General features: G+C 45.3%; 17 protein-coding genes and 1 riboswitch. Of the genes, 11 read left to right on the forward strand and 6 right to left on the reverse strand.

The features are described from left to right. Positions 1–44 precede the first annotated feature (44 nt). Entirely contained in the window at positions 45–2,150 is a 2,106-nt protein-coding gene (locus tag ACQQ6X_RS21985; RefSeq protein ID WP_305167033.1) for a type IA DNA topoisomerase, read from the forward strand. Between the two features lie 29 nt (positions 2,151–2,179). Here the strand turns inward: ACQQ6X_RS21985 and ACQQ6X_RS21990 are convergent, their stop codons facing one another. Both ACQQ6X_RS21990 and ACQQ6X_RS21995 read right to left on the reverse strand, forming a co-directional pair. Then, positions 2,180–2,953 (reverse strand): HAD family hydrolase, encoded by a 774-nt coding sequence (locus tag ACQQ6X_RS21990; protein WP_305167034.1) that lies wholly within the window; start codon positions 2,951–2,953, stop codon positions 2,180–2,182. Between the two features lie 66 nt (positions 2,954–3,019). Continuing rightward, on the reverse strand, positions 3,020–3,937 hold the full coding sequence (locus ACQQ6X_RS21995; protein WP_305167035.1) for an ArsR family transcriptional regulator: 918 nt from the start codon (positions 3,935–3,937) through the stop codon (positions 3,020–3,022). A gap of 446 nt (positions 3,938–4,383) precedes the next feature. Here ACQQ6X_RS21995 and ACQQ6X_RS22000 point away from each other — a divergent pair, with 446 nt between their 5' ends. From ACQQ6X_RS22000 to ACQQ6X_RS22020, 5 genes are all read left to right on the forward strand, one after another. Further along, positions 4,384–5,541 (forward strand): MFS transporter, encoded by a 1,158-nt coding sequence (locus tag ACQQ6X_RS22000; protein ID WP_305167036.1) that lies wholly within the window; start codon positions 4,384–4,386, stop codon positions 5,539–5,541. 81 nt (positions 5,542–5,622) lie between these two features. Continuing rightward, a complete protein-coding gene (locus tag ACQQ6X_RS22005; protein WP_305167037.1) occupies positions 5,623–6,348 on the forward strand; it encodes a phosphonate ABC transporter ATP-binding protein in 726 nt (241 codons plus the stop codon). Positions 6,349–6,373: 25 nt separating this feature from the next. Beyond that, complete coding sequence (locus ACQQ6X_RS22010) at positions 6,374–7,678, forward strand: hypothetical protein (RefSeq protein WP_305167215.1); 1,305 nt, start codon at positions 6,374–6,376, stop codon at positions 7,676–7,678. Between the two features lies 1 nt (position 7,679). After that, positions 7,680–8,378 carry a response regulator transcription factor gene (locus ACQQ6X_RS22015; protein WP_007432526.1) on the forward strand — a complete coding sequence of 233 codons (699 nt, stop codon included), beginning with the start codon at positions 7,680–7,682 and terminating at the stop codon, positions 8,376–8,378. Further along, the gene (locus ACQQ6X_RS22020) at positions 8,375–9,802 is read left to right on the forward strand and encodes a sensor histidine kinase (protein WP_305167038.1); all 1,428 of its coding nucleotides are present in this window, start codon (positions 8,375–8,377) and stop codon (positions 9,800–9,802) included. Before ACQQ6X_RS22015 ends, ACQQ6X_RS22020 begins: the two co-directional genes overlap by 4 nt. A gap of 79 nt (positions 9,803–9,881) precedes the next feature. Here the strand turns inward: ACQQ6X_RS22020 and ACQQ6X_RS22025 are convergent, their stop codons facing one another. Then, the gene (locus ACQQ6X_RS22025; RefSeq protein WP_305167039.1) at positions 9,882–11,108 is read right to left on the reverse strand and encodes a glucose-1-phosphate adenylyltransferase; all 1,227 of its coding nucleotides are present in this window, start codon (positions 11,106–11,108) and stop codon (positions 9,882–9,884) included. A gap of 236 nt (positions 11,109–11,344) precedes the next feature. Here ACQQ6X_RS22025 and glgB point away from each other — a divergent pair, with 236 nt between their 5' ends. After that, a complete protein-coding gene (glgB, locus tag ACQQ6X_RS22030; protein WP_305167040.1) occupies positions 11,345–13,276 on the forward strand; it encodes a 1,4-alpha-glucan branching protein GlgB in 1,932 nt (643 codons plus the stop codon). 13 nt (positions 13,277–13,289) lie between these two features. Further along, complete coding sequence (gene glgA / locus ACQQ6X_RS22035) at positions 13,290–14,732, forward strand: glycogen synthase GlgA (protein WP_305167041.1); 1,443 nt, start codon at positions 13,290–13,292, stop codon at positions 14,730–14,732. 84 nt (positions 14,733–14,816) lie between these two features. On the opposite strand, the gene ACQQ6X_RS22040 is transcribed toward glgA, so the two are convergent. Next, positions 14,817–15,884 (reverse strand): hypothetical protein, encoded by a 1,068-nt coding sequence (locus ACQQ6X_RS22040; RefSeq protein WP_305167042.1) that lies wholly within the window; start codon positions 15,882–15,884, stop codon positions 14,817–14,819. A gap of 39 nt (positions 15,885–15,923) precedes the next feature. Next, positions 15,924–17,102 (reverse strand): M20 family metallopeptidase, encoded by a 1,179-nt coding sequence (locus ACQQ6X_RS22045; protein ID WP_305167043.1) that lies wholly within the window; start codon positions 17,100–17,102, stop codon positions 15,924–15,926. 148 nt (positions 17,103–17,250) lie between these two features. On the opposite strand from ACQQ6X_RS22045, the gene ACQQ6X_RS22050 reads away from it, so the two are divergent. The 3 genes from ACQQ6X_RS22050 to ACQQ6X_RS22060 all read left to right on the forward strand — a co-directional run bounded on the left by ACQQ6X_RS22050 (position 17,251) and on the right by ACQQ6X_RS22060 (position 20,510). After that, on the forward strand, positions 17,251–18,714 hold the full coding sequence (locus tag ACQQ6X_RS22050) for an ABC transporter substrate-binding protein/permease (RefSeq protein ID WP_305167044.1): 1,464 nt from the start codon (positions 17,251–17,253) through the stop codon (positions 18,712–18,714). Beyond that, positions 18,701–19,423, forward strand: coding sequence for an amino acid ABC transporter ATP-binding protein (locus tag ACQQ6X_RS22055; protein ID WP_063210621.1), 723 nt, complete (start codon positions 18,701–18,703; stop codon positions 19,421–19,423). Before ACQQ6X_RS22050 ends, ACQQ6X_RS22055 begins: the two co-directional genes overlap by 14 nt. A 244-nt stretch (positions 19,424–19,667) precedes the next feature. Then, positions 19,668–19,835: riboswitch (cyclic di-AMP (ydaO/yuaA leader) on the forward strand. Between the two features lie 6 nt (positions 19,836–19,841). Beyond that, positions 19,842–20,510: a 3D domain-containing protein gene (locus ACQQ6X_RS22060; protein ID WP_305167045.1), complete on the forward strand. Its 669-nt coding sequence runs from the start codon at positions 19,842–19,844 to the stop codon at positions 20,508–20,510. 210 nt (positions 20,511–20,720) lie between these two features. Here ACQQ6X_RS22060 and ACQQ6X_RS22065 read toward each other — a convergent pair whose 3' ends face one another. Further along, a complete protein-coding gene (locus tag ACQQ6X_RS22065) occupies positions 20,721–21,527 on the reverse strand; it encodes a polysaccharide deacetylase family protein (protein WP_305167046.1) in 807 nt (268 codons plus the stop codon). Positions 21,528–21,626 lie beyond the last annotated feature (99 nt).

Below are 21,626 nucleotides of genomic sequence, written 5' to 3' on the forward strand. Positions count from 1 at the left end.
AGCTCTCTAAAAGACGAAAAAATCCCTATGCGAGGAGTGAAGTTATGAAATTATTAGATGTCGTTGGATTAAACGGAGTAGGACATATAAAAGGTTTTTTCACAACATGCATATGCGAACTTTCCATTAGTGAACATATTTTTGCGTTAATTCAGCAGCAGCTAAAGCTCCGACAGCCGGTTAAGCGTTTGTGGATTTCGGACTTGACGGCGGAAAGTATTGCGACAGGCTTTGAACGATTGCGAGATGCCTCGGAGTTTGAATTCCTGACTCAAGTTGCGCGGGCACGAAGCGAAGCGGACTGGCTGATTGGCATGAACGCCTCCAGAGCGTTCACAACCCGACATAACACACTGCTGTCAGTAGGACGGGTACAGACTCCCGTGCTGGCATTGATTCATGATCGAGAAAAGGAAATTGAAGCATTTCAGTCTCAAACCTTCTATGACGTGTGGGCTGAGTTTACACAAGATCAGATTAAGTACAAAGGGGCATGGCAGGGAGATCGGCTGACGAAACCGGAAGAAGCCGAGGAAATCGCTACAGCGGTTCGCGGAAAAGAAGGGAAGATCACCAAATATGATACGAAGCAGACAAAGGAGTATCCTTTTAAGTTGTACGATTTGACGCTGCTTCAACGGGAGGCGAATGCCAAGTACGGTTATTCAGCCAAAAAAACACTGGATGTGGCACAAGCACTATATGAGCGTCACAAGGTCATTTCCTATCCGCGTACGAACTCTAACTATGTGACAGAGCAGAATATAGACGGTATGCATAAGGCATTACGGATGCTGGGAACAGGTCCTTATGCTGAGCTGGTACAACAAGCAAATCCTAATTTGGTCCATAAACAGAATAAATCGGTCTGCAATCCGTCTCGTGTTGAGGATCACCATGCTATTTTGCCGACGTTAAAAAGACCAGGAACGCTAAGCAAAGAGGAACAAAATATCTATGACCTGGTTATTCGTAGGTTCCTGTCGCATTTTTTTCCGCCGGCTGAATATAAAATGCATACGGTAATGACGCAGGTGGACAAACATCAGTTTAAAACCAATATTAAGGAGCTTCTGTCCCTGGGATGGAAAGTGGTTTTGAACAAGGCTGATCAGGATAAAGGTAAAAAGGGTAAATCGTCTAAAAAAGAGGATGAAGAGGAAACCGACGAGTGGACGGACAAGAAGTTTGAAATTGATGCAGGGCGTGCGGTGGATTGTGTGTGCGCTGAGATGAAAGAAAAGGCGACTCAGCCTCCTAAAAGCTATACGGAGGGCACATTGCTTAAAGCGATGGAAAGCGCGGGTAAGCAGATGGAAAATGAGGAATTGCGTGAGGTTATGAAGGATGCCGGCTTAGGTACACCTGCGACCCGAGCTGCCACAATTGAACGATTGAAGAAGGTCGGCTACATTGAAATGAAGGGCAAAAAGATTCTTATTACGGATAAAGGAAAGATGGCTATTAATCTGATCCGTCATGCCGGTGTAGATCTATTAGCCTCACCGGAGATGACGGGTCAATGGGAACGCCGTCTCCATCAGATCTCGAAGGGTGAGGCAGCTCAGGAGAAATTTATGGATAATGTTAAAAAATTCACGTTGTCCATCATTGATAAGGTAAGGCAGCAGCAGCCTGCTCCAGCCAATGCCTTTGGCGAGGAGACCAGGAACAATCGCTCGGGAGGGAAGGGAAACGCCCGCAGTGTAGGTGCGAGTGGACGTGCTGCCGCCAAAGGAATGGGTCGCACAACCTCAGGGGGCGGTAGCAGTGCAGGAAGTACGGTGCTAGCGCCATCCTTAAGACGCAGCTCGGCTACAAAAACTGTGCGAAGCTCATCTGATGGACAGTCAGATACTTTAGCGAGTCAAAGACAGACGTTGGGCAGCTGTCCGTGCTCCAATTGCGGTGGAAGCATAATTGAAGGCCGTAAAGGGTATGGGTGCAGCCACTATAAGCAGGGTTGTGGTTTTGTCATTTGGAAGGAATATGCCGGCAAGCAGATTACTGAAACCATGCTCAAGTCTCTGTTGGCGAAGGGGCAGACGCAATTGCTATCTTTTAAGCGTAAAGACGGATCGACCGTCAAAGCGCGGATTGTTCTGGATGCACCAGAAACAGGAAAACTTAGCGTTCGGGAGGATACCTGAGATAATAATTACCAACAAAGAAAAGGACCTTATCCAAGGGTCCTTTTTTGTTGATGCAATTGTATGCTTTCGTGAATCACTCGTGGCACTTCTGTTAGCTTCTGTATCGTGTACATTACAGAGTTCGCATTTTTTTGCAATTCAACCATTTCAACCATATTGTAAATCCATTCTTTAGGCTGCTTCAGATACACAGCATGAATACCTGCCGCAAGGGCTGGAGATACATCGGTGCGTAAGGAATTCCCAATCATCCAGGTGATGTTTCGGTCCAACCGATTCATTTGGATGATTTCTTCCAGGGCTTCGACATTTTTATGCTGGCGAATGTAGATGCGGTCATCAAAGTAAGTAGCCAGCTTCATCTGTTTAATCTTTTTTTCTTGAATGACCTGCTCACCGCCAGTATAAAGGTGGAGGGAATGCCCTGCTTTTTGGAGTGAATTTAACGTTTCGGCCATACCTGGATACGGTTCGATTTCCTGCTCGTACACACTTCGGCCAAGCGAGCGAAGCTCCTGCTCTTCCCGAGCATCCGTACGGCGTCCGAATTGTTCTGAGAAAAACTGGTAAGTATCTATTAGAGATTGTGGAAAATGTTCGCTAGCAAAACCCACCTGGTGAACTCCAGCCACGTCAATTTCAATTTGTTTTTCACGGATGGCATTTCTCGTTAGGTTATGCGATGCAAACCATTCCTGAAGCAAATCGAAAAAGTGGTTGAGAATAAGGTCGAAATACTTGTTGCAGTGGACCAAAGTGTCGTCAAGATCAAATAAAATGTTCTGCTTCGGATACGACATGATGCATACTCCTTCCAAGCCAAAGCTTTAACGGTGTTCGGTTTATCAGTAGAGCTTCAATTCAAATTACAATCCAATATAGGCTTCCAAAAACACTTGCAAATCAGCCGCACCGTCGGGACGGATGCTGAATTTTTCCTTGTGATAGCGTCCAATGTGAATGCGGAGCAAGCCAGCCACACGCAAAATCATCATATCAGACATAAGAGTATCTTCCAATCGGCTCAAATCATGGCGCATGTCTTCGAGGGACTTAGGTCCCTGAGCTAGATAGCGTAGAATGCGCAGCCGCTGCGGATCATTGACCGCACGAGTGAGCCGTAGTAGAAGCGTAGGAGGTTCTTCCTCACTTTCCTCGGGAATATCTACGGGATACTGGATCAGCAGTGTACGGGTATAAAAGCAGTATGAATTAATTGGACGATTGTGAACGACTGGAAACAGCACTACGGTATCGAGATCTTCCATATGTGGCACAACTAGTCCAGCTGTTGCATATTCAACAAGTGCTTCTGGTTCCATTTTGCTTAACAGCATTCGCTTTTCTGCAGCGTCTTCTTCTGCCAACACACGCAGCTCGCCTTCCAGGGCCCGAAAATAATCACGATCCCACAATCTGAGGAGCGGTGCATATACCTTACGAATGCGTATAGATTCTTCAAAGGTTAAAAAAGGAATATGCGGAACAAGCAGCTCAAACATCTCTTTGTCCGGTCCATTGTCCAAATAAGAGATATAATCGGATATTTCATCCGATTCAGGGCGAAGTAACGCCCAGGCATAGAGTGCGTCATAATCGCTAAAAGGGCAATACTGAGCTATAGCAAGCTCAGTACGAACTTCCTGTTGTAAACGTGCATCCACCTTGTCGATCCATTCATGACCCAGGTCCATATCTTGGACCCACTTTTTAGTTACATAGGCCATGAAGCTGCCCAGCAATTCATAAATTGGAGAAGTGTCTATTTTAATTTGATAACTCATGGAACCAAATGCCTCCTATTCTGTCTTCTAGCCCAGAGCGGTGAACGTAATTAAAGCCCGTCCATAAGCAAAATATGAGCATTTTGAAATTGCCCACTTATTTATTATGGCTTGTTCTGCTGGGCATTGTCCACTATAATATAAAATAGTGCGTTGTGACGTGAACTTGGTCGGATTGAACATACGAGGCTCCCTAACTGAATGGAGTTAGATACATACCAGACAAGCTCTATCCGTAAAATCGTCATCTCAGATGGCGATTTTTTTCTTTCTCTCTTTAATACACTAAAAACATTTTAATATGTAATAACCCGATTTTTCAGAAAATCATGGTAGACATCGTGATAAGAATTATTATTGATTATGGTATCAAACAAATGCAAATCATTTCTAAGCATCCATTTTATGATGGTAACAATTTATTTGTTCGAGCAGGAGGAGCTAGGATGTCGTCGTCGTTACGTGTTCATTATTTTATCTTAATTGCAGTTATTATTGTTGCGGGGTTATGTCAGGGCTTACTGCTACCTATATTGTCGATCTCTTTGGAACAAATGGGAGTTTCTTCTTCGCTAAACGGCATGAATGCGGCTGCGTTGTATATTGGCTCATTTGCCATGACACTGGTGGCTGAACGTACTCTGGGTTGGTTGGGGTTCAAAAAGCTGATGGCCGGTGGTCTTGTGCTTGTGCTTATTACGCTGCTGCTGTTCCCGCTAATCCCTGATATTCGGATCTGGTTCATACTGCGTCTGCTAGTAGGTATAGGTGACAGTGCGCTGCACTATTCTGCGCAGTTGTGGATATTGCTGGTAACTCCGCCAGAGAATCGAGGCCGCAACATTTCTTTCTATGGCATGTCTTACGGTCTAGGGTTTGCATTAGGACCATTGGGATTATGGCTACTCGATTATGGAATGCTGGTTCCATTTGCTGCTTTGGCCTTATTATGCTTGCTAGTGCTGCTGCTGGTGTTAATCAAGCTGCCTGACTCCAGACCGGAGAAGCAGGAGACCGAATCGCGTCCCGCACATAGATTCCGGCGCAGCTATAGCTGGGCATGGTACGCTCTGTTGCCTGCATTTCTATACGGTTATATGGAAGCGAGCTTGAACAGTAATTTTCCAGTCTATGGCCTGCGCATTGGCTTTCATACTGATGAAATTGCTGCCTTGCTGCCTTTCGTCAGTTTGGGAGGCTTAGTGCTGCAACTGCCTTTAGGTATATTAAGTGACCGTTGGGGCCGTAAGAAGGTGCTAATGAGCGTAGGTATAGCAGGAGGGTTGATCTTTATGTTGCTACCATGGAGTGGCAATCATTTTATGTTCACTTTGATATTGCTGACCATCGCAGGTGGATTGGTAGGCTCCTTTTTCTCGCTCGGTTTGGCCTATGCGGCTGATCTGTTGCCCAAATCATTTTTAGCGGCAGCGAATGTGCTCGCATCCTTTCATTTTAATCTGGGAAGTGTGGTTGGACCTAATATTAGCGGAGGGTTGCTGGACGTTGGAACTCAGGGCAGTATGTTTCTAGTCCTTGGAGGTAGTTATATTGTTTTCGGATTGTTAGGTCTGTTTTCCCGAAAAAGAGTACCAGCGGTTTAAAACTGCGGTTTGCATGGTATTTGTTTCACAATTACTATAAAATATAAATATGTATTGATGGCGGACAAAGGGGAATCATAGATGATTAAAATTCGGAAGCTGACCAAGCGAGTGGGGCCTGAACGTACCCCGTTGCTTCAAGGGATTGATGCTGAAATTCATCAGGGTGAATTCATTGCTATAGTGGGGCCAAGCGGAAGTGGTAAAACGACACTTCTTCGCTGTCTTGCTTTACAAGAGCCTTGGGAAGAAGGCAGTTTGATAGTTGGTGGCAATGATGTACTGAAATCCGGGTGGACGGGCAAGATGAAAATAAAGCGGGAATGGGCATATCTGGAGCAAAATCCGCATCTTAATATGAATCGGACCGCTCTTAAAAATGTGCTCATTGGCAGATCCGGTCAGACTCCCTGGTGGAGAATGGTGACTGGCATGGTGCGTTCCGACGATTATATGGGAGCGATGGATGTTCTAGAGGAACTGGGTCTGCTGGATAAGGCGCATGATAAATGCGACAAGCTCAGCGGCGGCGAACGGCAGCGGGTAGCCACTGCGCGTGCCCTAGTTCACGGAGCCAAAGTTATTTTAGCAGATGAGCCTGTAAATGGACTTGACCCTGCGTCGGCAGCGCATGTACTGGAAACCTTTCGCAAGCTGTGTTCTGACGAGCGAGTAACGATGATTACTGTACTGCCGCTAGAAATGGCTGAACGTTATGCTTCCCGAATCTGGGGCCTGAATGAGGGCAAATTTGTGTTTGATATTCAGGGAAGACGATTAACTCAGGTAGAAAAGAACAAATTGTGAAGGAGACGGCAAGAAAGTGAAAAAAATGCTGTTGAAAATGGTAGCTGGCTGCTGCTCCTTGCTGCTTCTTGCTGGATTTTTAAGCGGCTGTAATGTGATTAGCGATCCGATTTCGCTGATGCAGACACCAACGATGTCTGATGAGAAACAACAGCTGAATGGTGCAGTGAATACGCAATTAGGGGCGGTACAGCCTTTAAGACCGAATGATCCGGACGATCCTACGCCAATTCGGACGGGAGATTTGAATAATGATGGCATAGACGAAGCAGTTCTCTTTTATGAAACACCAGATGAGAGCGTAAAAATACATGGTGCCCTGTTTGAAGATCAAGGAGGCACATGGGTAAAGAAGCTTACGTTTGATGGGGAAGGCACAGTGCTGGAATCCTTTAAACTTGTAGATTTAACGAATGACGGTACGCTTGATATAGTAGCTGGCTTTTCGAGCGGAGACAGTGGCGAGAACGGAGACCAGAAGGGCCTTATCGTATACTCTTATACTGGAGGAACGCTGGAAAAAATATATGCAACAGGCTATACGGATTTTGTTGTAGACGATTTTAACCATAAAAAAATGGATTTGAACGGAGACAATCTAAATGACTTGACGATTATCTTGCTCCGTCGTAATGAATTTTTCACCGTCAAAACATTCCAGTTTAGCGGAGGGAGCTTTAAGGAAATCGGATCGCTGGATTTGGACAGTCAGGCCCTAAGTATCTACAATGTTGTCGCTGGCAAGGTGGCTCAAGGTAGGCAGGGGATCATCATTGATACAAAAATCGCCGAGACAACTACGGTATCCAATGTTATCGTGATGGATCAAGGTAAACTCAGAAAGCTCAATCTCATGGATGTTACCTTCAAGGATGCTACCATCGCCAGTGGTGATGTGGACGGTGACGGTATTCTCGAATTCGGGAACTTGGAAAAGCCTAAAGGCTGGAGCAATAGGCCGCTGGATGAAGTTCCGTATTTTGTATCGTTCTATCAGTGGGACGGGGCCAAAGGAACGATTTTCAAACAGCAGCAGTATCGAGATTCTAACGAACAGGTCTACTTCAGGTTACCGAAAGAGCTGCATGGCAAGGTGACTATTGATCCCAAGGTTTCCAGGAAGGATAGCTATTTGCGATTTATTTTGGAGGATACAGACAAAACAATAGCGGAAATTAAATATTTCTCATTGTCACAATGGGAGCGAAATAATGAAGGCTATAGCCAATTGTGGCGAACGAATGCACAGGTAATTGGCATTAAGCGATCCAGTGAACTGGAGCCACGTAAAACCATTAAAGACAAGTTGGGGGAAAGGCAGGTAGAGTAGAGTGAGTAAAGTTTTAATCATGGAAGATGAGGAATCGATCCGTAGCTTTATTGTCATTAACTTGAAACGTAACGGCTTTGAGGTGCTGGAGGCGTCAGAAGGACATGAGGCTCTGAATATTTTGAACACAGTGCGGGACATTGATATCGCGTTGCTTGACGTAATGGTGCCAGGGATGGATGGCTTTGAGGTTTGTCGGAGAATTCGGGAAACGAATGAACGTATTGGCATCATCTTTCTGACAGCCAAGGTACAGGAACAGGATAAGGTGTATGCCTTGTCTGTAGGAGCTGATGATCATGTGAGCAAGCCTTTCAGTCCGACTGAGCTAATTGCCCGTATTCAATCGCTATTGCGCCGCGTGAACGTACATCGTGAAACAGCAGCTAAGGTGTCCTTCCAGTCCGGTCCGTTCACGCTGGATTTGATAGCTAAGCAATTCAAGAAAAACGGGCAGCTGATCGAGCTGACACCGACAGAGTTTTCTCTGATTCAGTTTTTTCTGGAAAAAGAAAATACACCGCTCAGCCGTGATGTTCTACTTGACCACGTATGGGGCAAGGAATATATGGGCGATCCGAAAATTGTAGATGTGAATATCCGACGTCTGCGGCAGAAAATTGAAAACAATCCTTCCGAGCCGGCTTTTTTACAAACCGTGTGGGGACATGGATATAAATGGAAGGGTCAGTCTCAATGATCAAAAGGGGGATTGGCCGACAGATTGTGCTTCACTATTTTTTTGTAGTGTTCCTGGCGCTTCTGTTAGTAGAAGTCATATTTATGTTTGCACTCCGGTCGTATTATTATGACACCATTTATAAAAAGATCGAAAACCGCATTCAAACGGTAAGTGAATTTGCATCCAAATTCAAGGAGTCCGAGCAATCATTACAATCCTATTTGTTAGATTTTTCTCTGCCCAAAACCGAACTACAAGTGCTTGATGAACAGGGAAATGTAATTGATAACTCGACAAATTTTGCTTCAGATCTAAATGTGCAAACAAGTGATGTGACGCAAGCCTTAGCTGGAGATACAGGCAAATGGATTGGAAAGCAACCCGGTACGGGGCAGCAGGTGATGGCGGTATCACAAAAGCTGGACAATATCGTCGGAGATCAGGTGTATATTATCCGGTATACGACTTCGCTGGAATTAGTAAATGACAAGTTGTTCATCATTACACTATTTTCAGTGGGAGTCATGGCAGCTGTGCTGATCATTGTATTTGTGGTGAGTACAGGGCTTGCCAACTCTATTGTCAGACCGATTAACAATATTCGTGATGTATCTGCTCAGATGGCCCAGGGTCGATTTGATGCACGTATCAAAGGCGATTATCGCTATGAGCTGGGAGAACTGGCATCGACGTTAAACTACATGGCTCAGGAGATTGTCAGAACCAATCAGATTAAGGATGATTTTATTTCTTCCATTTCACACGAGCTGCGTACGCCACTTACTTCCATTAAGGGCTGGAGTGAAACGTTAAATTCTGGCGGATATGACCCGGAAGAGACGAAAATCGGGATGCAGATTATATCGAAGGAAACGGATCGGCTGATCGGCTTGGTAGAGGAAATTCTCGATTTTTCCAAATTGGAACAAAATGCCATGAAGCTTGTGATGGGAACAGTTGATCTTCGAGAACTTTTGCAGGAAATTATGCTGAACGTATGGGCCAAGGCTGAGATGAAGCAGATTAAGCTCCAACTTGATTCCGAGGAAACGGCTTATCTCGTTCATGGAGACGGTAACCGTCTGAAACAGGTATTTTTGAACATTGTGGATAATGCCATCAAATTTTCGCATGAGAGCTCGATTATTTATCTGTCTCTTCAACGGATCAAGGGCAATATCGAGGTATCGGTGCAGGATACAGGGATTGGGATTAGTGAAGAAAACCTTGCCAGAGTCAGAGATCGTTTTTTCCAGGTTGACCACCAAAATGGGGGAACTGGTTTGGGCTTGGCAATCTCGCAACAGTTTGTTGAGCGACACCATGGTCAGATGCTCATCAGAAGTGAACTGGGCGCTGGGACTACTATTACAGTTTCATTGCCAGCTTTGCAAGCTGAGTCATCTGTGGAAACATCACAACTCTCAGAAGGGCAGATTTAAAGCCAAATGTAAGATCGCAATATAAAAACAGCCAGTCCTCACTAAACAGAGGGCTGGCTGTTTGAAATTTAGAGGACAGTTATGAAGTAAAGCCTTCCGCACGTAAGCGCGTGTTACGCTCGTAGACTTCTTTTAGCAAACGAGTAGTTTGCGGTCGTACTGCCATTTTCCCAAATACCGTTTCATTGGGCCCGATTACCACAATATCGCTCGGATTACCTTTAATCACTGCGCCGTCACGAATCACAGCACCTTCACCGATAATTGCGTGCTCAATATGCACATTGCGCCCAATACGTGTGTCAGGCATAACAATACTTTCCTTGATGGTTGAGCCTTTACCCACCTCGACGCCACTAAACACGACAGAGCGCTCAATTTGACCTTCGACTTGGCAGGAATCATGCAGGAGGCTACCCAATGTTTGCATTTTACGACCAGGCACCTTTTGCGCGCTCAGCCTTGTGCGGCGTTCACGTGTATACATCGGCCAATCTTGACGCTGAAGGTCAATTGCGCAATTTTCCTCCAGCAAGTCCATGTGGGAGTCCCATAGGCTTTTAACTGTACCTACGTCCTTCCAGTAGCCCTGGAATTCATAAACGTATAAAGATTCTTGATCCGCCAGCATTTTAGGTATAATATCTTTGCCAAAATCATGACTGGATTGAGGGTCCTGTGCGTCTTCCAACAGGTAATTTCTTAAGTAATCCCATTTGAAGAGGTAAATCCCCATAGAGGCCAAATTACTTTCCGGTTTTTCCGGTTTCTCAGCAAATTCAGTGACGCGCAGATCCTCGTCGGCGCTCATAACACCAAAACGGTGTGCTTCATCCCAAGGAACCTCCATAACAGAAATGGTTGCTGCAGCTCCCTTTTCTTTATGATAGTTCAGCATCTCACGATAATTCATATAGTAAATATGGTCACCAGATAAAATAAGCACATGCTCTGGATTTTGGCTGTCGATATATTCGATATTCTTATGAATAGCATCTGCCGTTCCTAAGTATTCAGCGTTACCTGTATTATAAGAAGGAAGCAGGGTGATTCCTTTGTCATCCGTTTTTGTAAGACCCCACGGAGTTCCGTCTCCAATATGCTCGTGCAAGGATTCCGCCTCATATTGCGTCAGTACACCTACAGTATCAATGTTTGAATTTACGCAATTACTGAGAGGAAAATCGATGATTCGGTAATGACCGCCAAAAGGTACGGCGGGTTTCGCAATCGTTGAAGTAAGGGGAGCAAGACGGCGTCCCTCTCCGCCTGCCAGCAGCATGGCAATGCATTCTTTATTAAACATTTCGTTTCCCTCCCGGTTTAGTTGTCTGTTGTAGTACATACATAAACGGTATGGGGTACTCTTGAAACCATCAGGTATATAAGATTCCCCAAAAACTAAGGTTTATTTTTTTCCTAGTCATTTTTCTGTTCATTGTGGCTAGAATGGGGTAATAACTCAGGTCAGCTTTGACCTAAAAGCGAATGCATTACCGATTCATACATTTTTGATTACAAACATAAAAGGGTGGTGACGTGATGACAGACCAAACTCTTCCGCAACAGACGATATCATCGGAAGATATTTATTTGTTTCATGAAGGAACGCTTTATCATAGCTACCGATCTTTGGGTTCCCACCTTACTGTGGAGAACGGAGAACAGGGCGTTCGTTTTACGGTCTGGGCTCCTCATGCTCTCCATGTCGGGCTTGCTACAGATCGCAACAACTGGAATGGGGAACAGGATTCCTTATATAGGGTTCCCAAATCCGGTTTTTGGAGTCGTTTTTTTCCGGGGATATCCCAAGGAACATTTTACAAATACGACATTACCGGCCCAAATGGTGAACGATTTCTAAAGGCAGATCCTTACGCCATACGTGCTGAAGTGAGACCGGCAACGGCTTCAGTGGTAGCTTCACTGGATGGTTATGTATGGAACGATGCGGCTTGGCGCCGCAAACGTAGAGCGCCTTATGGTAAGCCTCTACATATATACGAGCTTCATTTAGGCACTTGGAAGCAAAAAGCAGACGGTACGTTTTATACATACAGGGAGATGGCTGAGCTTCTCGTACCTTATGTGACTGATATGGGGTATACACATATTGAGTTGATGCCGCTGAGTGAGCATCCATATGACCTTTCCTGGGGCTACCAACTCACTGGGTATTTTGCACTCACAAGCCGTTACGGTGAACCACATGATTTTATGTATTTAGTAGATCGTTGCCATCAAGCGGGAATTGGAGTGATTATGGACTGGGTTCCGGCTCATTTTGCCAAGGATGCTCATGGATTGAGACGATTTGACGGCTCACCGCTGTTCGAATATGCAGACCCTCTCCTTGCGGAAAAGCCGGGTTGGGGAACCCTAACATTCGATTACAGCAAGCCAGAAGTACGTTCTTTTCTGATCTCCAATGCATTGTTCTGGATGGATGTGTACCACATTGACGGTCTGCGTGTGGATGCAGTGACGAGTATGTTGCGGCTGGATTTTGAAAAGCAGGAAGGGCAATATTGTCTCAACTCCAAGGGAGGAATTGAAAATGAAGAGGCTATTGCCTTCCTTCAACAGCTGAATGAGACGGTATTTCGCTATTATCCATATGCACTCATGATGGCAGAGGAGTCGAGCGCTTGGCCGATGGTGACCTCCCCAGTAAGCGATGGAGGGCTCGGTTTTAATTACAAATGGAATATGGGTTGGATGAACGATACACTGGATTATATGGAAACAGAGTTTCATCAACGACCCGAGCGCCATAATTTGCTGACATTTCCCATAGCCTATGCGTACAGCGAGAATTTTACACTGCCATTGTCGCATGATGAGGTTGTTCATGGTAAAAAGTCGCTGCTTGATAAAATGCCCGGCACTTATGAGCAAAAATTTGCTGGACTACGGGCGCTTCTTGGCTACCAAATGACCTCACCAGGTAAAAAGCTCTTATTCATGGGAGGGGAGTTTGGTCAATTTATTGAATGGAAGGATGAGGAGCAGCTTGACTGGTTTTTGCTGGACTATGATAGTCATCGATTTTTGCATGCATATACGAAAGCACTGAATCATTTATATCTTGAGGAGAAAGCATTATGGGAGTTGGACCATTCGTGGGATGGCTACCAATGGATTGAAGCTGAAGACCGTGGGCAGAGTGTGATTACGTATTTACGTAAAGGCAAAAAAACGGGGGATACGCTAGTTGTTCTCATTAATTTTCAGCCCGTGCAAAGAGATAATTATCGCATTGGATTGCAAAAGGCAGGGGGCTATATGGAGTTGCTGAACAGCGATCATAAGGACTTTGGGGGGAGTGGTCAGCTCAATTCCACAGTGATACGAACCTCCAAAATTCCTTACCACGGGCAGCTACACAGCTTGGAGGTGACTATTCCGCCCCTAAGCATCGTTATACTTAAGAAGACACCACGTAGGTCTAAAAAAAGTAAACTAACCCTATAAGGAGGAAGCACATATGAACATTTTGTTTGCGGCAGCAGAAGCACATCCATTTATTAAAACAGGCGGGTTGGCGGATGTGATCGGTGCACTACCAAAGGCACTGCGTCAGGCAGGGTGCGACGTCCGAATCATCTTACCTAAATATGCAGGCATTCCTGATATGTATAAGAAGTCTCTGCGTCCAGTAACGGTCAAGCATGTGGCTGTAGGCTGGCGTGATCAGTATTGTGGAGTAGAGGAACTGACGTTGGATGGGATCAGGGTTTATTTTATAGATAATGAATATTACTTCGGCCGTGACGGTATTTACGGTTATATGGATGATGGAGAACGCTTTTCCTTCTTTAACCGAGCGATTTTGGAAGTGCTGCCTGAACTGAATTTTCGGCCGGATATTGTGCATTGTCATGACTGGCATACGGCGATGGTTCCATTGCTTCTGAATGCCGATTATCGACATTTGCCCTTTTACAACGATATTCACACGGTATTTACGATACATAATCTGTTGTATCAGGGTGATTTTCCGTATGAGGTCTTAACGGAGCTGCTTAACTTGGATGGAAGCTATTTTACCCCCGAGGGTGTGGAGTATTATGGCAGATTGAATTTTATGAAAGGTGGGCTTACTTTTTCGGATCATGTCACGACCGTGAGTCCAACCTATGCAAAGGAAATTCAAACGGAATTTTACGGATACGGACTGGAGGGGCTACTTCGTAAATTAGGAGAGCATGGACGCTTAACGGGGATTGTAAACGGAATTGACACTAAAAGCTACAATCCTGCCACAGACAATCTTATTTATACGAAGTACCGTACTAATTTGGCAAAGAAAAAGGAAAATAAGATTGCTCTGCAAAAGGAACTGGGGCTGCCAGTGCGTCAAGACGTACCTATGATCGCGATGGTAACCAGGCTTGTGGACATGAAAGGGCTGGATCTGGTGACAAGAGTGCTTGATGAAATCTTATATTATGACGATATCCAGTTTGTCGTTCTGGGAACAGGGGACCCTGCTTTTGAGCACTGGTTCCGGGAAGCAGCGGGACGATATCCTCTGAAAATGTCAGCCCAGCTTACTTTTAGCGAGCCACTCTCACGAAAAATATATGCGGCAAGTGACATGTATCTTATGCCATCGAGATTTGAGCCTTGTGGAATCAGCCAGCTGCTGGCGCTTCGTTATGGAAGTATCCCCATAGTGCGAGAAACTGGAGGGCTGAACGATACTGTACAGGCATACAATGAATCCACAGGCGAAGGTAACGGATTTAGTTTTACGAACTACAATGCACATGATATGCTGCATACTATTCGTCGTGCTATTCATTTTTATCGCCAACCTGAGCATTGGAACAAACTTACACAGACGGCCTTTGCAGGAGAATACAGTTGGGCTGTATCGGCTGAGGCGTACATGGATATTTACCGTTCGCTAGTAAAGAGCGATTAAACAGGGTAGGAAACCATATTTATGCTAATAAAAAGGGAATTCCTTAGCCAGGGTCTGGCTAAGGAATTCCCTTTTTTGCTGCGGTCAGTCGCCTCCGCCACCACAGCTACTACATGAAGAGCAACTGTTGCATGAGGAGTGGTTCCCGGAATCACCTGAATCGTGATGAGAAGATCCTCCATCATGAGAACTGCCATGGGAGGAATGATGGTGTGAGTGGTGCGTATCCCAGTTCGAGCAGCCGCTGGCGGAGCTACAGCCCGATGTGCTGGCTAGTGCGGCACTATTTGTAGAGTCTGGGTGCATGTGTATGGCAAATTGATCAGGCTGATACCATGAATACCACACAACAGCTAATAGCAGATAGTCAATCTGTAAATAGTTGACTTTGGGCAACTGCTTGCCCTCAGGGTCATCTACAGCTTTTTTTACCCGCTCACGGAGGTGGTTTACTATCTTATGAACTGCTTGTTGTGCCTGCTTTGAAATGCCCATATTCTCACGTATATTCCATCGGTCACCTATCGGTTCCACAGAAGATGTCATTTTGTAATAATGTGAAAGCTCACCGTTCGGTAGTGGATGATTAAAAAAAGTCCCCCACAAACTGGCGCTATAGCGATTCCAGCCAAAGCATTCCACATACAACCAGTCAAACCATGCCCGCTCCTCTGGCATTGGCTGAGAGCCGCCCGAATGGGGGGCATGGTGAAGCATACGGCCAAAAAAAGCTTCCGAGAACTGCTGGTATTCGCGCGTAAACATTAACATTTCGTGCCATAGTTCATCCACATCACTACTGAACATAGGCACCCGATTCATAATGGCGCATAGCATGAAGTATCGTTTTAGCTCATGCCAGCGCCACTCATATTCTTGTTCCGTCAGACTAGGATGGGCTTCCATGACACGTTGCTTTACGTTTTGAGCATAGAAAGCTGGAATGGAACGCTCTAGGAGTTCCTCCAGCTCTGTAATCTCTGGATGACGCTCCTGTGTGAGTGACGAAGGAGACGGGGAGCTAAGGAAAAATGCATTCCGGCGGCGAGTGCTTCTGTTGCCCCGATTCCTGCGTATAGCACGAAATATGAACCAAAAAATGATGAGGTCAACCACAATAAACAACGTCCAAAAGCTGCTCATACTGTTCATGATGGCACTCCTTTCAACAAGAAGAGGATATTTCCGATTTTAGTTTTTGCTATTCAGCAGGGCAAATTCTTTTTTAATCTGTGCCAGCAGCTCAGGATTTGTGATTACATCATAAGCTGTCCATGCCAAGGTTCTCGCCGCCAACAGCATTCCTTCCATTGCGCGGTCCTGCATTGCCAAATCCCTGAATTCTGGTGTATGCAAGGCATGCTTCTCGTCAATAACTTGAATGTACGGATGGATCGCAGGACAATGGAGTGATACATTTCCGATATCCATCGATCCATGATCTTCGCCTTCTGTAATATCTTCTTGTGCAATCCCCGCCTGTATTAAATTTGCGGTAAAAGTGTCAGAGAGTACACGGTTAGTTGCCATTTCATCGTAAGAAGTCTCATAATTGGAGGTTTCCAAACGACACCCGGCTTGTAAAGCAGCTCCTTCAGCAATTTGAATTACCCGGCGGGTAAGCGGGTTTAGTTCTTGCCGCGTAGCGGCTCTCACATAAAATTGGGCTGAGGCGTAATCAGGAATAATATTGGCAGCCTGCCCACCTTGATTAATGATGCCGTGGATACGTACTGTGCTTTTCACCTGTTGCCGAAATGCATTGATCCCGTTAAATGTTTGAATCACGGCGTCCAAAGCATTAATCCCTTCGTGTGGACTGGCAGCGGCGTGAGCAGATTGACCAAAAAACTCAAATTGCACAGCATCAATCGCCAGCGATTTTCCTGATTTTTCGTAGCGGTCGAAGGGATGTGTCATCATCGCTATATCGCAATCATCAAACAATCCAGCCGCTGCCATTGGAACCTTGGCACCGCGTGTTTCTTCGGCAGGCGTGCCGTATACACGTATTTCTCCACCAGTCTCGTCGATGATCGATTTGAGACCAACGGCAGCGCCTGTACTCATCATACATATCAAATGGTGCCCACAGGCGTGTCCCAGTCCTTTCAGGGCATCGTATTCTGCCAAAAAAGCAACGACGGGTCCAGGCTTGGCTGCTTTGTAAGTAGCAATAAAGGCTGTTTCTATACCCAATACGGGTGCCTGAACATCAAATCCGTGAAAAACAAGTTCCTCTTTTAAACGGGCAGAGGCCAGAAATTCCTCGTTTCCAAGTTCAGGGTTTGCGCCAATATATAGCGAAATGTCCTTAAACCGTTCGGCATGCTGCTCAATGGTGTGTTGAATGGTCTGTTTAAAATCCATGCTGAAAACTCCTTTATATAAGCTGTAATGTAGGTCGTGCGAAAGATGAACTAAATTTGTACTATAACATTCATTGCATAATCATGCATATTCATTTATAATGACACAATCTTATTTATTATAAAGAATTTAAGGAGAGAAAAAAAGATTGAAAAAGGCATATCGTTTTACCGCCCTGGTTTTGACGGCGGTTATCTTGCTGTTGGCTGGTCTTCCCATGCTCAATGCATACGGAACGGAAGCAAAACCACAGAAAAAACTTGTAGTGGGCATGAGTGCCGACTTTCCGCCGTATGAGTTTTATAGAGTCATTAACGGTAAGAAAACCATTGTTGGGTTCGATGTGGAGATTGCCAAGGAAATCGCCAAGGATCTGAACGCAGAGATGGTCCCAGAGGACATGAGCTTTGATTCCTTGCTGCCTGCTCTGCAAAGTGGTCGTGTAGACTTGGTACTGTCCGGTATGACACCGACGGATGAGCGCAGAAAGAGCATTGATTTTTCGGATGTGTACTATCACTCCAAACAAGTCATTATGGTACGCCCGGAGGATAAGGACAAATATTCAACGATGGCTGCTCTGAAAGGAGAGAAGCTCGGTGCACAGAAGGGGAGTATACAAGAAGAAATTGCACAAAAAGTGCCTAATGCTTCGGTTACCTCGTTGGATAAAATATCCGATCTGGTACTCGAGCTTCGGACCAAGCGTGTCAACGCAGTTGTAATCGAAGATACCGTTGCTAAAGGATACACGCTAGACGGTACCGTAACACTTGCCAAGGCAGTACCTGAAGATGAAGGTGCAGAAACTGCCGTAGGTATCCGTAAAGGAAATACTGAATTGCTTGCCTCTGTAAATAAAACGTTGGCTCGCCTGAAAGCGGAGGGGGCGATTGAGAAGTTTTCTACAGAAGCGAGTGCACTGTCTGCCGACAGACAGGTTTCTTCGAATAGTATTGTAGATATATTTATGAAATACCGTAGTCTTTACGCTACGGGTCTTGGCTACACTCTGTTGTTGTCTGCACTCGGAGTATTGTTTGGGTTCATTATTGGTCTGATCATATCCTTGCTGCGAATGAGTGGTATACGTATCATTGAGTGGTTAGGTACCACATATGTCGAGATCCTTCGCGGTACACCTATGCTGGTACAGCTCATGATCATTCACTACGGAGTTGCTTTGACGCTGGGTATCAATTTTACCCCACTCCAGTCGGGTGTGATCACATTGTCTCTGAATAGCTCGGCATATTTGGCTGAGATTTTCCGTGCGGGTATTCAGGCCGTAGACCGTGGACAGATGGAAGCTGCCCGTTCGCTCGGGATGGGGCGAGGCAAAGCAATGCGTCATGTCATTTTACCGCAAGCATTTAAATCTATATTGCCTGCTATTGGTAATGAGTTCATTACCATCATTAAAGAATCATCTATTATTTCGACCATTGGGATGGTGGATATTATGTACCAAGCCCAGGTCATTAAGAATATTACCTATGAAGGATTAAGCCCGTTCGTAATCGCAGCCGCTATTTATTTTGTAATGACGTTCAGCTTATCCAAGCTGTTGGGTTTATGGGAAAGGAAGTTGAGAGCCAGTGATCACCGTTAAACAACTGCGTAAATCGTTCGGTAAAAATGAAATTTTAAAAGGCATTGATATAGATATCGCTAAGGGTGAAGTAGTCGTCATCATCGGACCGAGTGGTTCGGGAAAAAGTACGTTTTTGCGTTGTTTGAATCTGTTGGAACAGCCAACAGAAGGGGAGATTTTGTTTGAGGGTGAGCCGATTACTGCCCGTGGTCATAACATTAATGCGACCCGGGAGAAGATGGGAATGGTTTTCCAGCATTTTAATCTGTTTCCGCACAAAACGATATTGCAGAATTTGACACTTGCACCAACGCAGGTGAAAAAGCAGTCGGGGAAAGAAGCAGAAAAAATCGCGCTGGAACTCCTGCGAACCGTAGGTCTTGAGGATAAAAAGAACACCTACCCGAACCAGTTATCCGGCGGCCAAAAGCAACGTATTGCGATAGCACGTGCCTTGGCCATGCAGCCGCACGTAATGCTGTTCGATGAGCCTACTTCTGCTCTGGACCCTGAAATGGTTGGAGAGGTTCTAGACGTAATGAAGAAGCTCGCTGAAGGCGGCATGACGATGGTGATCGTGACGCACGAAATGGGCTTTGCCCGTGAGGTAGGGGATCGGATCATCTTTATGGACAACGGGCAAATTATAGAGCAAGGCACGCCAGAGCAAGTTTTTGGTACTCCAAGCCATGATCGTACTCGTGACTTTCTTGCTAAAGTACTGTAAGAAAATGCTTTTATAAAATATTGACAAGGCCCTTCTCGTGACGATGGTTCACGGAGGGCTTTTCTCTTTTTGTCACCATATCTCCATATTTCCGTAACAAAAAACGGATTCTTAATGACAAAATTGTAATGAGTATAGTATGATGTTCAATGTTCCCAACATTTTCATGCAGATAAGGTTACAAAATTGTGATATTATGCAGTAAGCCAAAACTTACCGAGGCAGCACTTATGATAATAAATACTTAGGAGCTGGGCTCAAACTATGGGAAGTGCGGGGGACGTAATAACGGCCATTATTCCAATACATCATAAAAAGTGTGGAATATGACCTAGGGGTGAATTGCGCAGCATAGGGCTTCTCCTGAGCCCGAATCCGACAGCTAACCTCGCAGGCATAACAGAGGAGGTACATATCTTTGAAACGCTTAAAACATATTGGAAAAGCTATGAAATTTGCGGTGCTTGCCGCAGCAATTGCAGGGCTGGCACAGACAACTGGAGTAGCAGATGCTGCTTCGCTTCATACTGCTAAAGAAGGCGATACCTTCTTTTTGCTTGCCCAACGTTATGGAGTATCAGTTGATGAATTGACGAAGGCTAACCCGAATATTGCGTCCAACAACATATACGCAGGTCTGCAGATTAAAGTGCCAGACGAAAAAAGTGTGGAGGCGGCTTCGGATTCGAAGCCACAGCTTCTTACGGAAAAAGCAACAGCGAATGAGAAGCCAACAATTGAAGCATGGGGTAAGACATTCAATTATAGTAAAGTGGTTGATGTTAAAGCAACGGCATATTCTGCCGCAACCGATGAAAACGGCAAATGGGGTGCAGTTGATTACTATGGTAATCCGCTTAAGCTAGGTACTATTGCGGTAGACCCGAGAGTCATTCCGATGGGAACCAAGGTACTTGTTACAGGCTATTCCCATCCCGGCTTGCCGGACCATTCTTTTGTGGCCGTGGCCCGTGATCAGGGCAGCGCCATTACCGGGAAGCGGATTGATATCTTTATCCCTGGCAATAAATCATTCGTAAACGACTTCGGTTTTCAAGATGTGAAACTGTACGTCATTGATAAATAACATTCTGCCCTAGAAGTGTTTTGAATAACATAATAAGTATTATGTAAACTTATTATTGTGTCGTATAACATAAAATTCGTAACTGGGATGATATTTTATCATGGCCAGTTGCTTATCGCTAAAAAATGCTGTCTTACAAGCAGAAATATTCTGCTCGTCAAGACAGCATTTTTACGTAGTTGGAGTTTATCGTCGAAGCTTAGCATACTCTTATTGTCGTTCCGGTGTGTGAAGCAGCCGGGGGACTGTGACGAATTTGTAGCCCTTAGCTTTTAGAGAGTGGATTAGGCCTGGCAAGGCTTGGACAGTACCTTGCAAATTAGAACTTTGGCCTCCACCTGCATGCATTAAAATAATGGAACCAGGCCCGGTAGCCGGGATTACGTTACGTTGAATTTGTGTTTTGCTTAATCCCTTCCAGTCTAGAGAATCCACATTCCAATTGACAATCATGTATCCATGACGACGTGCCCACTGGATTTGAGGCTCCGTGATTTCACCATAGGGTGGTCGTATCAACCTAGGTCGGAAGCCTGCGCTCGCTTCTAAAATGCGTTCTGTTTTTGTAATCTGGTAGCGGAATCGTTCGGGGGTGGCCTTCCTGAAATCCGGATGAGTATAGGAATGGTTTCCTATAGCATGACCCTCACGGATGATACGGCGTATGATCCCCGGATGTTTTTCAGCACGATGACCGACGATAAAAAAAGTAGCTTTGATGCCGTTTGCGTGTAATACGTCCAAAACCTGCGGCGTATACCTTGAATCGGGCACATCATCAAAGGTTAAGGCAATTTGGCGGGTGTGCGGGCCGCACATTTTAAAAATGTCCGCATGCTTTTTTCGCAGCACCGCTAAGGTTGGAGCAGCTCGATCTTTTCTTGGATGTTCAGTAGTAGCGGCAGCAGCTTCCTTGGGATGGGGCGTTCCAATATAGGGAGGCGTGTCCGCGTATACGGGAAAACTTGAAAATGCTAGTAACAGCGCTAAACACGGCAAAGCTCTCCTGTACCGCATTTATATTCCCCCTTTCCGTGCAGTGGTACCTAGTGGTGCTCTCAGCTATTATGTACCTGTCCTATCAAAATTATGCTGCTGATGAGTGAAGCTCTATAC

It is taken from the genome of Paenibacillus ottowii, assembly GCF_050516475.1.
Classification (GTDB): domain Bacteria; phylum Bacillota; class Bacilli; order Paenibacillales; family Paenibacillaceae; genus Paenibacillus; species Paenibacillus ottowii.